The organism is Oleiagrimonas citrea, from assembly GCF_012395255.1.
GTDB lineage: Bacteria > Pseudomonadota > Gammaproteobacteria > Xanthomonadales > Rhodanobacteraceae > Oleiagrimonas > Oleiagrimonas citrea.
Genome location: NZ_JAAZQD010000005.1, coordinates 64,259 through 78,261, shown reverse-complemented (window position 1 = coordinate 78,261; position 14,003 = coordinate 64,259). Strand labels below are relative to the sequence as shown.

The following is a 14,003-nucleotide window of genomic DNA, read 5'->3' as shown; positions in this document are numbered from 1 at the left end:
GATGCACAGCGCTGTCCCGCAAGAATGCGTGCCACTATGCACAATTGTCGGAACCGCGTAGGCTATATGAATAAAAACAGGTCGGGAAATGCGCTACTAGGGGGCTAGTCAGGCGCAATTCATTGCCGATCACGTAAGCATCGGAAGCGCAAAACGAACTCGCATGGAAATCAACGTGCCCAGCATCAATCTCGTTGCCCGTGACAACGGCGTCGGCCTGAGTCGCGACTTGGGCGTTCTTGGGGAAACGCTTCGCGCTGGCGGTTTCGACGTGACTGTCACCGGCATTCGCGGCGGCAAACTGACAAAGTGGCTACGTCCACCCGCCAAGCGCATCGAGTGGCGCTATCGCCGTGTGCGTGGCAAGCATGTGGCGCCACGCTTCGACGTCAACATCATGCTCGAGCACATCTGGCCGGACGACCTGCCGTTCGCCCGACACAACGTGCTCATGCCCAATCCCGAGTGGTTCCTGCCTCGTGACCGGCGCCACCTCGGCGACATCGACTTGGTGCTCGCCAAGACCCGTCACGCGGAGCGCATCTTCCGCCGCCTGAACAAACCCGTGATGTATACCGGTTTCACTGGGCGCTGCCGCTTCGACCCCGAACAGCCGCGCAAAGCAACGTTCTTCCATCTTGCCGGGCGCAGTCACGCCAAAGGCACGGAACGTCTGCTGGCACTGTGGCGGCGACATCCGGAATGGCCACTACTGACCGTGGTGCAGAACCCGCGCACAGCGCGCCCCGGACCGCCGGCCGCCAACATCCATCACCACGTGGGCTACATCGACGACGCCGAATTGCGTCGCCTGCAGAACACGCATCGCTTTCATCTGTGTCCGTCCGAAACCGAAGGCTTCGGTCACTATATTGCCGAAGCGATGACGGTCGGCGCCTTGACCGTAACCGTGGATGCCGCGCCGATGAACGAGCTGATCACGCCCGAGCGCGGCCTGCTCGTACCGTGCGAACGCACCGGCACCCAGCACCTGGCCACGACGCACTTCTTCGACGAAGCCGCCATGGAACAGGCCATCGAAGCCGCAATTCGAATCGACAAGAACCGGCTCGAGCAAATGGGACAGGCTGCCCGCACGTGGCATCGCGAAAACCGCGAAAACTTCGGCCATCGCCTGATCAATGCCCTGCATCGCCTGTTGGACGGACCGGAAGCACTGCCTGTGCCGCCACGACAGGGATATGCCATGCCCTCGACACCGCCCCTGCAGGCATCCTTATCGCGCCGCACCGCGCAGAGTGGCAGCACGCTGCGCAAGACCGTGGCCTGAATTCAGGATTTGCCAGACGGCGTTGCAGCCGTGTCGTCATGCCTGAGAAGTGTACGACCCGCGTGCCCAGCCGCCAGCATCAGCGCCAACGCAAACGGCAACCACGTCAGTAGCCACTCGGGCCGCGGACTGCGCAACAGGCTCGGGCCATCGAACTGCAGTGCCACGCTGGCGAAAACCCACAGCCCCAGCACCACTCGTCCTAATGTGGCGGCGCGCATGCGCCAGCCGATCCAGCCGACCCAGCACCACAGCACCAGCCAAAGGGCGAGCCCCGGAAGGCCCAACTCGATACCGATGTTGCTGAACAGGTTGTGGCTGTGCGTCCAGCTCCGGTTGCCGACGGCGATGGTGTACTTGCTACCCATGCCGAGTCCGCCCCAGGGATGCCGCTCGATCATGGCCAGCGCACGCTCCAGAATCTGCGGACGATAGGACAATCCGCGATGCAGCAGCTCCGCCGGCTTCAGCGCGATGACCGCAACGGCCGCGAGCAGACCGCCGCCAGCAAACCAGCGCGCCATCCGTCCCGGCCGCCACAGAGGCTGACTCACCAGACACACGAACAGGGCCAGCCATGCACCGCGGCTGCCGGTCCAGACCACGAATACAAGCAGCGTCGTCAGCGCGACCAGCCACGCTGCACGCCATCCCACTCGCACAGGCGGCAACTGCGCCAGCCATACGAAGGCCGCGCCCATGGCGTAGGCAGAAAGATTGGGACCATCCAGCATGTCGAAACCGACCATGCGATGCGTCCAGACGATGTCTCGCCAGGGAAACGCCAGCATCGCCACCAGTGCGCTGAGCGCCATCCCCAGTCCGGTATAGCGCAGCAGGGACTCGACGCGATCCGGCCGCGACACCCCCCAGGCGACCCAGGCATACAGATACAGCACGATGAACAAGGGCACCTTGATCCGCTCGACCTGATGCTCTCCGCTGGCCCAGAACAAGGTCAGGCAAGCCCAGACGAGCAGCACTGCGCACACCAGCCATGCCGCGCGCGGCGCATCGCGAAAACTTCGCCCGCGTTCAGCGATCCATAGCCAGAGCGCGGGCACGAACAGCAGCAGCGCCACCGTCCAGTGATACACGCTGCTTGCATGCGGGCCTGGTACCAGCGCCATGCCGACCGGCAGCCAAAGCAGGCCGACAGCAAGCAGATCCCGAACTCGAGCATGTCGCTCTCGAGGTGGAACATGCGCCGAAGAGGGGTGTGTCGACTCGATATTCTTGTTGTTCTTGATCTGCATCACCAATGGCCGGATTCGTTCCAGCGGATCCCGATGAGGCACATGTCGATGTACCGTCATCCCTTGCCTCACCCCGGACGCAAGCATACCCAGCACGCGGCGATCTGTCGCCTGTCCGCAAGCACAAGCCGCGCACCTTCAGCACACGAAATCACCCTGGCGAAGGCCATGCACCGGAGCAATCCGGCCGTCCTCTCGATCTCGGCTAGAATGCACGGATGCCCAAGCCTGCGCTGACCCTGGTCGTGATGACCCACAACGAGGCCGCGAACATCGCCCGCTGTCTGGACAGCGTGCCGTTCGCCGCCGAGAAGATCGTGGTCGACTGCGGCAGCACCGACGCCACCTGCGACATCGCCCGCGCGCACGGCGCGAAGGTCGTGCACCAGGACTGGCTCGGCTTCGGCCCGCAGCGCAACTTCGCCACCACGCAGTCGTCCAACGACTGGATCCTGGCGCTCGACGCCGACGAGTACCTGTCACCGGAGCTGGCCGCCGAACTGGAACGGCGCTTGCCCGACGTGATGGATTCGGACGCCGCCGTCGGCACCCTGCGTCGTCGCACCCTGTTCATGGGCGCACCGATGCGCTGGTACCGACCGATGGTGGGCGAGAAGATGACCCGCCTGTATCATCGCGACCGCGCCCGTTGGCATGACGTGCGCGTGCACGAGTCGCTGACCTGGGACGGCGCCGCGGTGATGTTCGACGCGCCGTTCGAGCATCTGCACAACCCGACACTGGTGCACAAGGGCCTGAAGGTGATCCGCTACGCGGAACTCAAGGCCCTGGACTGGCGTCAGAAACGACGCCCGCCGCGCATGTGGGACTGTCCGCTGGTGTTCGCGACGAGCTTCATCAAGGACTATGTATTCCGGCTGGCCATGCTCGATGGCTGGCGCGGTTTCGTGGTGGCGCAGACCGCCGCCGCCTACGCCGTCTACAAGCGCATGCGCTACTACGAAATGTGCGTGAACCCCGAATCGGTCGACATGGCCGCCGAACTGATGAAACGCCACGGACTCGACCGATGAGCAAGCATTACCTCCTGTACGGCTCCGAACGTTACGCCCTGGCCATTCTGCGTCCGCTGCAGGACGCCATCCACGCGCGCGGCGACGAAGCCGCCTGGTTCTTCGATGGCCCGGGTGGCGAAGACCTGGTCCAGGGCGAACGCTGGCTGCGCACCACCGAGGAAGTGCGCGCCTTCAATCCCCGCGCGGTGCTGACGCCGTCCAATGCGGTGCCGCACTTCTTTCCCGGTGTGAAGGCCGAGATCTTCCACGGCTTCGACGCCGGCAAGCCGCGTCACATCTACATCCGCGGCTTCTTCGACCTGTACTGCACCACCGGCCCGAACGACACCAGGGCCTTCGGCGAGATGGCCGACAAGCTGGGCCACTTCAGCGTCGCGCAGACCGGCTGGCCCAAACTCGATCCGTTCGCCGATATGTTCCAGCCCGAACATCCGGCGCCGGCGCGCACGCCGCCGGTGATCCTGTACCACTCCACGTTCTCGCCGTCCTGGAGCGCCGCCGACACGCTGTACGAGGAGGTCAAGCGCCTGTCGCGCGACGGCCGCTGGCGCTGGATCGTCACCTTCCACCCGAAGATGAACGCCGAGACCGTGGCGCGCTTCAAGGCGCTGCAGAACGAACACCTGACCTTCGCCGAGAACGACAACATCCTCGAATTGTTCCCGCAGGTCGACATGATGTGCTCGGACACGTCTTCGGCGCTCAACGAATTCCTGCTGACCGGCAAGCCGGTGGTGACTTTCAACAACCGCCGTCCCGGCCCGCAGCTGATCGACATCCACGACGCCGCCGACTTCGAGCCGGCGATCAAGCGCGCGCTGTCGCGACCACCCGAGCTAATGAAGGCGATCCGCGACTACGGCGAAGGCATTCATCCGTACCACGACGGGCGCTCCAGCGAACGCGTGCTCGACGCGGTGGAAGCGTTCATCGCCAACGGCGCGCGTAACCGCAAGCGCAAACCCGCCAACTTTTGGCGCAAGCTGAAGATCCGCCGCCGCATCGGCTACTGGGGCCCGGTCCGCTGACCGCGCACTGACACTCTCTCGACGAAATCCGGGCATGCAACCGAAGCACTACTCCCGCTCCGAACACCTGCGCGCGCTGTGGCCATGGCTTCCGCTGTGGACCGTGTTGGCCCTGCTGGCAATCTTCGCCCACGGGCCGATGCCGATGTACTCGACCCGCACCCTGGCCGTGGCCTGGGAGATGTGGAGCGGGCACCACTGGATCGTGCCGTACTTCAACGGCGCGCCCTACAGCCACAAGGTCCCGCTGCTGTTCTGGCTGATTCACGCCGGCTGGTTCGCATTCGGCGTCAACGACGTGTGGCCGCGCATTCTCGAAGTCGGCTTCGGCGCCGCGCAGTTGGTGCTGGCGGCGACCATCGCTCGCCGCCTGTTTCCGGACCGCCCGTGGATCGCCAAGGCCACGCCGTGGATGCTCGCAGCGCTGGCCTATGCGTTCCTGTTCAGCCTGCAGATCATGTACGAGGTGCTGCTCGGCGTCTGCGTGCTGTCGGCACTGCTGACGCTGATCCCCAACGCCAGGCGCGTGGCGCCGCGCTGGTGGCTGTTCGGCTTCTGGATCGGCGCCGGCCTGCTGACCAAGGGACCGGTGATGCTGCTGCATGTCGCCTTCCCGTGGCTGCTGGGTCCGCTGTGGAGCGACTACGCCCGCCGCGAGAAGGCACGCTGGTACGGCTTCGGGCTGCTGGCCATCGTCGGCGGACTGCTGATGCTGGGCGCCTGGCTGTGGCCAGCGTTGGAACTGGGTGGCCATGCCTACGCCGACAAACTGCTGTTCAAGCAGACCGGCGGCCGCGTGGTCGATTCATTCGCGCACGCCCGACCGCTGTGGTGGTACCTGCAATGGCTGCCGGTGCTGCTGTTCCCGTTCGCGGCCTGGCCGCGCGCCTGGGTCGCCGTGGCCAGTCTGCGCCGGCCGCTGCTGCCGGGCATCCGCTTCCTGCTGAGTTGGCTGCTGCCGGTGCTGCTGGGCTTCTCGCTGATCAGCGGCAAGCAGCTGTACTACCCGCTGCCCGAATTTGGCGGCGCGGTGATGCTGATCGCGGCCGCCGTGGCGCTGCTGCGCGAACGTCACCCTCGCCTGGCCAGCACGCCCTGGCTGGGCGGCTGGCTCATGGCGCTCGGCGGCGTCGCCTTCGGCGTCCTGCTGCTGGTGCTGCCGTCGCTGGCCGGCCGACCGCCATTCGCCAGCCACTGGATGGTCGACCTGGCGGCCTACAGCCGCTACTTCGGTGTCATCTACCTGCTGATGAGCCTTCTGCTGCTGATGCGCGGCCGCGGCGAACTGCGCCGCATCGCCATCGGCGGCCTGATCGGCACCTTCGCCGCCAATGCTCTGTTCACGCTCGCCCTGTGGACGCCCTACGACCTGCGCCAAGCCAGCGCGCTGTTCGCGCAGGCCAGTGCGGAAGGCCACGCGACCGCCAGCGTCGGTTACCCGGAAGGCCAGTTCACATTCCGTGCGCGCCTGCGGACCCCGGTACGGCAATTACACGGTCAAAAAAGCATCCTGGCGTTCGCCGCACAACATCCGGATGGACTCGTGGCGACGTACCGGCAGAACGACGATCTGGAACCGAACGACCTGCGCTACGCGCTGCTGGTGCAGCCGTTCCGCGGCGACTGGCTGGTGCTGTGGAAGGCCAGCACGCTGGCGGCGATGAGCTCAGGCGAGACGCCGCCGGAACCGGCGCAACCCACGCGTCTGCTCCCCTCGCCGGACTACTGGCGCTATCGCCACGTGCGGACGCACTGATGGCGGACCGCATCGCTCCGCTGCAGGCGCAGGTGGGTGGCCCCCGCGACGGGGCCCTGCTGCGCTTCGCGCTGGGCAACGCGCTGCTCGACGCCGGGCGCACCGCGGAGGCCTGCGATGCCTTCCGCGCCGCGGTCGATTTCGACCCGGACTACTCGGCGGCGTGGAAACTACTGGGCAAGGCACAGCTTGCACGCGAAGACCTCGGTGCCGCCGCCGAAGCCTGGCAGCGCGGCATCGACGCCGCTGCGCGTCGCGGCGACAAACAGGCGCAGAAGGAAATGCAGGTCTTTCTGCGGCGACTGCAGAAGCCCCGCACATAAGCCTCGCAGACGGTCTTCGTACCCTGCTCGACCCGCGCAGCGCTTTCCACGCGGAGTACCGGCCTATTCGTTGTAGGGATTGTGATCGCCGGGCGCCGGCGGCGTGAAACGGCGATACGTCCACTGGTACTGCGTGAACGCCTGTTCGACGCATGCGGCGACGCCGCGATTGAGCGCCGCGCAGGCGCGATCCGGATCGGCATCATCCAGCCCTTCCGGCGCCGGCAGTAAATGGATGCGGTAGCCCGCGCCCTTCGGCAGACGTTCGGCAAACGCGAACAGCACCGTGGCACCGGTGCGCGCGGCCAGTCGCGGCAGCAGCACCATGGTCAGGGCGCGCCGCCCGTAGAACGGTGCGAAACGGCCGTCGCCCTGGCGCGGCTTCTGATCTGGAAGAATGCCCACCGTGCCGCCCGCGGCCAACCGCTTGAACAGCGTGCGCACTCCGGCACCCTCGGCGCGCACCTGCTCCGGGGCCAGATCGCCGCGCACCTTGCGCAGCAAGGCCTCCAATGCCTTCACATGCGGCGGCCGATACAAGATCGCCATGCTCGTCTGACTACAGAGCCAGTAATTGAGCAGCTCCCAGCAGCCCAGGTGCGGGGCGGCGATGATCACGCCGCGGCCACGCTCCAGCGCGGCGCGGAAATGCTCCTCGCCGCGCACGTCCCGCACACGCCTGAGCGCGCGCCGCGCGCCGCTGCCCCAGACGCTGGCCATCTCCATCACCGAACGTCCCTGCTCGCGCAGGCATGCGGCCGCCAGTCGGCGCTGCTCCGCCGGCGGCAGGTCGCCGCGCGCGATGGACATGTTCACCCGGGCCGTATGCGCCGAACGCGCGCCGAACATGCCCATCAACCGCCCCATGCCGCCTCCGACGGCATGCAACAGGCGCAGCGGCAGGAACGCCAGCAGGCGCAACAGGACGTACAGCACGGCAATATCGGGACGCATTCGGGGAAGTGTAGCGAATGCAATGCGCATGCGGGATCACCTCCTTCGCGGGCATGCCGACAACGGCAAGAGCCGGCGCGAACCAGGCATGACCGACCGCCCCTCGAGACCCCCATCCAGGACCTGTTCGCGCAGATGATCGAAGCGGGCGATTTCCGCATGGAATGACTCGCATGCCGCGGCCCGCAGGCGTTTCACCGCGCCACCGCGCCGCCGCGAGTTCGCCCCGCACACCCCCAGCCACCCGAACATCGCACCGGAGAAAATCACCTACCTACCAGGCTTCCTCGACCGCACTTTCTCCCTGCGCGCGCACACGTCTGGACCGACATCACGACCGCTCAGGACTCGACCGCACACGCCGACACAGGCATGGTAGAGCGCTCCGCGCCGCGAGCCGGCCGCGTGCACGCTCCACCGACCTCTCAACGCCCCGCAGAACAACCATGATTGCCCTGATTCAACGCGTCACCGAAGCCAGCGTCCGAGTGGACCAGGACACCGTCGGCGCCATCGGTCCCGGCTTGCTGGCACTGGTCGCGGTCGAACCCGGCGACGGCGAGAAACAGGCCCGCCGCATGCGCGAGCGACTGCTCGGCTACCGCGTGTTCGCCGACGACGAGGGCCGCATGAACCGCTCGCTGCACGACACCGGCGGCGGCCTGCTGCTGGTCAGCCAGTTCACCCTCGCCGCCGACACCGCCAAGGGCTCACGCCCCAGTTTCACCAGCGCCGCCAGCCCGGCGCACGCACGGCAATGGTTCGACCGCCTGGTCGAATTAGCGCGCGAAGCGCATCCGGGGGTGGAAATCGGGCGTTTCGGCGCCCATATGGTAGTCAGCCTGGTCAATGACGGCCCGGTGACGTTCTGGCTCCAGGCCCGTTGAGTCTCCCCGACTCCGCCCGCCGCGCCCGCACTCGATGCGGGCGCGGCGCCCGCGTCACCGACCCGCGCTGACCGACCGGGCGCGAGAAAGGGCCTGCAAACCCTTGTCAGGCATGCTTTTTGCTTCGCCTCCCTCGCAACGAAAGCACGCTTGAATACTGGCTAAAAAATCACCATCTGGTACACTGAACGGTTCCGGGTCCCGCGGTTTCATCTATGGAAAACAACAAGGCTCATCAGCAGCAGTCGGAGATCAAGCAGCTCATCACGAAGGGTCGTGAGCAGGGCTACCTGACCTATGCCGAGGTCAACGATCACCTGCCCGACGACGTCGTCGATTCGGAGCAGATCGAAGACATCATCTCGATGATCAACGGCATGGGCATCGAGGTGCACGAGTCGGCGCCCGACAGCGACATGATCAACCCCGACGCTGCCACCGGCAACGACGACGACACCGCGGCCGAAGAAGCCGTGGCGCTGTTCTCGGCGGCCAACGCGGAAGTCGGTCGCACCACCGATCCCGTGCGCATGTACATGCGCGAGATGGGCACGGTCGAGCTGCTCACCCGCGAGGGCGAGATCGCCATCGCCAAGCGCATCGAGGAAGGCCTGCTGCAGGTCCAGACTGCGCTGGCCAGCTTCCCGTGGGCGATCCAGCTGCTGATCGAGGAATACGATCTGCACAAGGACGGCAAGAAGCGCCTGTCCGAGATCCTTGCCGGCTTCAACGACGTCGAGGATCCCAACGACGTCATGAGCAACAACAACAGCAAGGACGACGACGACAGCGCCAGCTCCAACGACGACGCCGACGGGGATTCCGACGACGATTCGGATGACGACGACGGGGACGACGAGGACGAGAAGAAGAACACCAACACCGGCCCCGATCCCGAGGAAGTCGAGCGTCGCATCGAAGCGCTGCGCACGCTGTACGGCAAGTTCCAGCGCGCCGCCGGCAAGTACGAGATCGACGACAAGAAGGTCACCAAGATCCGCGATCAGATGGCCGAGGGCTTCATGGCCCTCAAGCTGCCTTCGGTGCTGATCGACGGCTTCGTGCGCAAGATGCGCGAAGTGGTCAACACCATTCGCCGCCATGAGCGCACGCTGATGCACATCATGGTCAAGAAGTGCCGCATGCCGCGCAGCGAGTTCCTGAAGACCTTCCCGGCCAACGAAGGTCGCATCGAGTGGGGCGCGGAGCTGGCGCGCAAGCGTCAGAAGTGGGTGCCGGCGCTGAAGAAGCACCTGGAAGAGATCGACGCCGAGCAGCAGAAACTGTTCGACATCGCCGCCGCGCTGTACCTGCCGCTGGCCGACATCAAGGAAATCAACCGCGCCATGTCCATCGGCGAGGCCAAGGCCCGCCGCGCCAAGAAGGAAATGGTCGAGGCCAACCTGCGCCTGGTGATCTCCATCGCCAAGAAGTACACCAACCGCGGCCTGCAGTTCCTGGACCTGATCCAGGAGGGCAACATCGGCCTGATGAAGGCGGTGGACAAGTTCGAATACCGTCGCGGCTACAAGTTCTCGACCTACGCCACGTGGTGGATCCGTCAGGCCATCACGCGTTCGATCGCCGATCAGGCGCGCACCATCCGCATCCCGGTGCACATGATCGAGACCATCAACAAGCTCAACCGCATCAGCCGCCAGATGCTGCAGCAGTTCGGCCGCGAGGCGACGCCGGAAGAGCTGGCCAAGGTCATGGAGATGCCTGAGGACAAGGTCCGCAAGGTGCTGAAGATCGCCAAGGAGCCGATCTCCATGGAGACGCCGATCGGCGACGACGAGGATTCGCATCTGGGCGACTTCATCGAGGACGTCAACGTCGACCTGCCGGTCGACGCGGCAACCGCGACCGGCCTGATCGAGAACGTGCGCGACATCCTCGCCGGCCTGACGCCGCGCGAAGCCAAGGTGCTACGCATGCGCTTCGGTATCGACATGAACACCGATCACACGCTGGAAGAAGTCGGCAAGCAGTTCGACGTCACCCGCGAGCGCATCCGCCAGATCGAGGCCAAGGCCCTGCGCAAGCTGCGTCATCCGAGCCGCTCGGAGCAGCTGCGTTCGTTCCTCGACCACGACTGACCGACGCACCAGGTAGTACCCCGGAAACGGCCGCCTCGCGCGGCCGTTTTCGTATGTGTAGAGGCAGAACGCGACGCACGGATGCTTCGACTCCACCATGCCGATGTGAGGATGTTTCATGACGAAACACCCACCTCGCAAAACCGTATCCGCCAGGTTGGCCACCTTCGCATGGAGGCGGGCGCCTACCCTGCCCGCCCCCACGCCTTGAGCCGCCCGCGTTTCGCCCCCAAGCTATGCCACCCTGTATCGGTGCGCGCGCCCCCCCCACGCGCACCTACTGCCGACCAAGGATTCCCCCCGTGTCCGACCTCCACTCCGGTTCCGACCCGCGCGCCACGCACCGCAACGGCCTGTTGTTCGGCCTGGCCTGCTACGGCATCTGGGGCGTCCTGCCGCTGTATTTCGTGCAACTGGACTTCGCGCCGGACCTGGAGATCGTCGCGCACCGCGCGCTGTGGACCCTGCTGATCTGCGTCGGCGTGCTCGCCTTTACCGGCAAGCTGCGCGACATGCGCGAAGCGCTGACCCACCCGCGCCAGCTCGGTTTCCTGGCCCTCGCGGCGGCACTGATCGCGGCGAACTGGCTGATCTACGTCTACGCCGCCAACCACCAGCAGGTGCTGCAGGCCTCGCTGGGCTACTTCACCAACCCCTTGCTGACGGTAGGCCTCGGCGTGCTGGTGCTGCGCGAACGCCTGCGCCCGCTGCAATGGCTGGCGATGGGCATCGGCCTGACCGCCGTGCTGGTGATCGCCGTCGGCGATGGCCAACTACCGTGGATCGCGCTCGGCCTGGCCTTCAGCTTCGCCCTGTACGGACTGACCAAGAGCTTCGCCGGCCGACGCAGCGGCGCGTTCGCCAGCCTCGGCGTGGAAACTCTGCTGCTGTCGCCGCTGGCCGCCGGCGCGCTGTGGTGGATGACCGCGCACGGCCAGTCGCACTTCACCACGCACGGCGCCACCAGCATGCTGCTGCTGGCCTCCACCGGCATCATCACCGCCGCCCCGCTGACCCTGTTCGCCGCCGCCGCGCGGCGTCTTCCGCTGAGCGTCGTCGGCATGCTGCAGTACATCGCCCCGACCCTGCAGTTCATCATCGCCGTGGCGGTGAACCACGAGCCCATGCCGCCCAGCCACTGGATCGGCTTCGGCATCATCTGGTTCGCCCTGGCCATCCTCACCACCGACGCCCTGCGCCACAACCGCCGCAACGCGCGACTGCGTCGTGCGCAAGTAGCCACTGCATCCACAAACGGGTAAACACAATTGTGCTCGAGAAGGTACACTTCCCGCCCACGGGCCTATAGCTCAATGGTTAGAGCAGGGGACTCATCGAAAGGTGCCACCGTGCAGGAATGCACGGATGGGAACGGGATGAATTCAGGGAAACCTCAGCGGTTCGGCCGGTGGCAACCCTGAGCCAAGCCGGCGGTACACCGTCGGAAGGTGCAGAGACTACCTGAGGGCTTTGAGCGCCCTTGATTACAGGCTCGAGCGTCCCGCACCCCACCCGCTTCGTCGGAGGGTGAAGAGATAGTCCGCGCCGGAGGGAAACCCCCGGGGTACGCGAATCCCTTGGTTCCAGGTTCGAGTCCTGGTGGGCCCACCATCTACCTGTCCAACAATATCCGTTGTGCACTTAACCGTAATTTGGCCATTTCGGCCAAATTATGGTTAACGCTTAACCATAACTTGGCCGCCTACAGCTTCAAGCTCGCCTGAGACCTCCGGTCTGTTTGCGCCCAGGCTTGTCAGGAATCAATGCGTCGGACCCCAGATCCTTGAGCTGAGATGTACACCTCAACGCTTTCAGGCGCCCGAGTGAGCGGCTTCAACCCCAGCCTTTGGTGGTTGGACTGACGGTTCAGCGCTCTTGGCGACGTTAATCAAGTGACTCAAACCGACCCGAAGCGGTCGGTCGAGGGCGGACTTAATTCCCTCCGCCCCCTTTTCCCTGGTCGGCGTGGACTTGATTCCCGCCATCCCCTTTTCGTACCGAGGCCGGCAAACAAAGTACGATGTCACCCGTGCAGGGGGAGCTAACGTGTTTGCCTATTATCTCGATCTGGCTTTGCACAGCTTGAAGCTGAACAAGAGCCTGACGGCATTGATGGTGCTGCTGGTCGGCGTCGGTGTAGCGGGCTCGATGGTGACCTTCGAGGCACTGCGCGTCGCCACGGGAGACCCTATGCCGGGCCGTTCAGCGCACTTGTTCGTACCGCAGATCGACAACCAGGGGCCATCGAATCGTGAAGACGGCGATGAGCCACCCTGGACATTGAGTTACCTCGACACCCGAGCCCTGCTCAAGGCCCGCGAGGCCCAACGACAGGCGGCTGTCTATGCGATCAGGCTTCCGCTGGTGCCCGCAGATGCGACACGCGCCCCGTTCACGGTCAAGGGCGAAGCGGTGACGCCGGATTTCTTCCCGATGTTCGGCGTGTCTTTCGTGTATGGAGGAAGCTGGGACCAGGCAGATGCCAATCAAGGCACGCATGCCCTGGTGATCAGTCGACAACTGAATGACCGGCTGTTTTCCGGTCGCAATAGCGTGGGTCGTGAAATACGCTTGGGAAAGCAGGTGTATCGAGTCGTGGGCGTATCCCGGTACTGGAATCCACAGCCGCGCTTCTACTCCGGGTCGAATATCAACGATCTGCGCAATCAAGGTGCAGAGCCGGACTTCTTTTTGCCGTTCTCAACGGCCATTGCCGCAAAGATCGAATCGGCAGGCAACGTGTCATGCAAACCCGACTACAAAGGGGACGGTTGGGGGGCGCTGCTGCGATCGGAGTGCGACTGGATCGCCGTCTGGGTTCAGCTGCCGAATGCAATAGGTGTGCGTGGTTATCACGCATTTCTGCACAATTACGCAGCCGCACAACAGCGTATGGGACGTTTCCAGTGGGCGCCCGACGTACGCCTCCGCAACTTGACGCAGTGGCTAGATTACGTGCATGCCGTACCGTCGGAGACACGGGTGTCCTTTCTCTTCGCCGTGGCACTGTTGCTTGTCTGCCTGTTCAACACGACCGGGTTGCTGCTGGCCAAGTTCATGCGCCGCAGTGGCGAGATCGGTGTACGGCGCGCCCTGGGTGCATCGCACGGTGCGATCTACACGCAGTTCCTCATCGAAGCCATGGTCATCGGCATGGCGGGCAGTCTGCTCGGAGTGCTTCTCACCGTCCTCGGCGTGTCCGGTATGGGTCTCGTGTTCCAACCAAAGATTGCCCGGTTCGTGCATGTCGATACGCGTCTGCTTGGCCTGACCGTGCTGGTTTCCCTTGTCACCATCCTGGTGGCCGCGATCTATCCCGTCTGGCGTGCGGCGCAAGTGCAGCCGGCCTGGCAATTGAAGTCGGGTTGAGTT

The 14,003-nt window shown here is 65.0% G+C and carries 11 protein-coding genes; 9 read left to right on the top strand and 2 right to left on the bottom strand.

Going from position 1 to position 14,003, the window contains the following annotated elements; translation table 11 throughout:
• Window positions 1-163: 163 nt before the first annotated feature.
• Complete coding sequence (locus HF690_RS12720; RefSeq protein ID WP_168609714.1) at window positions 164-1,291, top strand: glycosyltransferase; 1,128 nt, start codon at window positions 164-166, stop codon at window positions 1,289-1,291.
• A gap of 2 nt (window positions 1,292-1,293) precedes the next feature.
• On the opposite strand, the gene HF690_RS12715 is transcribed toward HF690_RS12720, so the two are convergent.
• Window positions 1,294-2,547 (bottom strand): O-antigen ligase family protein, encoded by a 1,254-nt coding sequence (locus HF690_RS12715; RefSeq protein WP_240151775.1) that lies wholly within the window; start codon window positions 2,545-2,547, stop codon window positions 1,294-1,296.
• 218 nt (window positions 2,548-2,765) lie between these two features.
• Here HF690_RS12715 and HF690_RS12710 point away from each other — a divergent pair, with 218 nt between their 5' ends.
• The 4 genes from HF690_RS12710 to HF690_RS12695 are packed head-to-tail and all read left to right on the top strand — an operon-like array spanning window position 2,766 to window position 6,691.
• Entirely contained in the window at window positions 2,766-3,581 is an 816-nt protein-coding gene (locus HF690_RS12710) for a glycosyltransferase family 2 protein (RefSeq protein ID WP_168609712.1), read from the top strand.
• On the top strand, window positions 3,578-4,612 hold the full coding sequence (locus tag HF690_RS12705; RefSeq protein ID WP_168609711.1) for a CDP-glycerol glycerophosphotransferase family protein: 1,035 nt from the start codon (window positions 3,578-3,580) through the stop codon (window positions 4,610-4,612). Before HF690_RS12710 ends, HF690_RS12705 begins: the two co-directional genes overlap by 4 nt.
• A 34-nt stretch (window positions 4,613-4,646) precedes the next feature.
• Window positions 4,647-6,368 (top strand): ArnT family glycosyltransferase, encoded by a 1,722-nt coding sequence (locus tag HF690_RS12700; RefSeq protein WP_168609710.1) that lies wholly within the window; start codon window positions 4,647-4,649, stop codon window positions 6,366-6,368.
• Window positions 6,368-6,691 carry a tetratricopeptide repeat protein gene (locus tag HF690_RS12695; protein WP_193568501.1) on the top strand — a complete coding sequence of 108 codons (324 nt, stop codon included), beginning with the start codon at window positions 6,368-6,370 and terminating at the stop codon, window positions 6,689-6,691. Before HF690_RS12700 ends, HF690_RS12695 begins: the two co-directional genes overlap by 1 nt.
• Window positions 6,692-6,754: 63 nt before the next feature.
• Here HF690_RS12695 and HF690_RS12690 read toward each other — a convergent pair whose 3' ends face one another.
• A complete protein-coding gene (locus HF690_RS12690; RefSeq protein WP_168609809.1) occupies window positions 6,755-7,645 on the bottom strand; it encodes an LpxL/LpxP family acyltransferase in 891 nt (296 codons plus the stop codon).
• A gap of 446 nt (window positions 7,646-8,091) precedes the next feature.
• On the opposite strand from HF690_RS12690, the gene dtd reads away from it, so the two are divergent.
• The 4 genes from dtd to HF690_RS12670 all read left to right on the top strand — a co-directional run bounded on the left by dtd (window position 8,092) and on the right by HF690_RS12670 (window position 14,000).
• Entirely contained in the window at window positions 8,092-8,532 is a 441-nt protein-coding gene (gene dtd, locus HF690_RS12685) for a D-aminoacyl-tRNA deacylase (protein WP_168609709.1), read from the top strand.
• Between the two features lie 215 nt (window positions 8,533-8,747).
• Window positions 8,748-10,631, top strand: coding sequence for an RNA polymerase sigma factor RpoD (gene rpoD, locus HF690_RS12680; protein WP_113065647.1), 1,884 nt, complete (start codon window positions 8,748-8,750; stop codon window positions 10,629-10,631).
• 302 nt (window positions 10,632-10,933) lie between these two features.
• Window positions 10,934-11,893: an EamA family transporter RarD gene (gene rarD, locus HF690_RS12675; RefSeq protein ID WP_205300837.1), complete on the top strand. Its 960-nt coding sequence runs from the start codon at window positions 10,934-10,936 to the stop codon at window positions 11,891-11,893.
• A 784-nt stretch (window positions 11,894-12,677) separates the two neighbouring features.
• Window positions 12,678-14,000: an ABC transporter permease gene (locus tag HF690_RS12670; RefSeq protein WP_168609707.1), complete on the top strand. Its 1,323-nt coding sequence runs from the start codon at window positions 12,678-12,680 to the stop codon at window positions 13,998-14,000.
• Window positions 14,001-14,003: the final 3 nt, after the last annotated feature.

What these genes read in the sequence shown, in the direction of transcription:
- dtd (WP_168609709.1), top strand. Translation starts at nt 8,092, where the DNA reads ATGATTGCCCTGATTCAACGCGTCACCGAAGCCAGCGTCCGAGTGGAC.
- HF690_RS12705 (WP_168609711.1), top strand. Translation starts at nt 3,578, where the DNA reads ATGAGCAAGCATTACCTCCTGTACGGCTCCGAACGTTACGCCCTGGCC.
- HF690_RS12715 (WP_240151775.1), bottom strand. Translation starts at nt 2,547, where the DNA reads ATGCAGATCAAGAACAACAAGAATATCGAGTCGACACACCCCTCTTCG.
- HF690_RS12695 (WP_193568501.1), top strand. Translation starts at nt 6,368, where the DNA reads ATGGCGGACCGCATCGCTCCGCTGCAGGCGCAGGTGGGTGGCCCCCGC.
- HF690_RS12700 (WP_168609710.1), top strand. Translation starts at nt 4,647, where the DNA reads ATGCAACCGAAGCACTACTCCCGCTCCGAACACCTGCGCGCGCTGTGG.
- HF690_RS12690 (WP_168609809.1), bottom strand. Translation starts at nt 7,645, where the DNA reads ATGCGTCCCGATATTGCCGTGCTGTACGTCCTGTTGCGCCTGCTGGCG.
- HF690_RS12710 (WP_168609712.1), top strand. Translation starts at nt 2,766, where the DNA reads ATGCCCAAGCCTGCGCTGACCCTGGTCGTGATGACCCACAACGAGGCC.
- HF690_RS12720 (WP_168609714.1), top strand. Translation starts at nt 164, where the DNA reads ATGGAAATCAACGTGCCCAGCATCAATCTCGTTGCCCGTGACAACGGC.
- rpoD (WP_113065647.1), top strand. Translation starts at nt 8,748, where the DNA reads ATGGAAAACAACAAGGCTCATCAGCAGCAGTCGGAGATCAAGCAGCTC.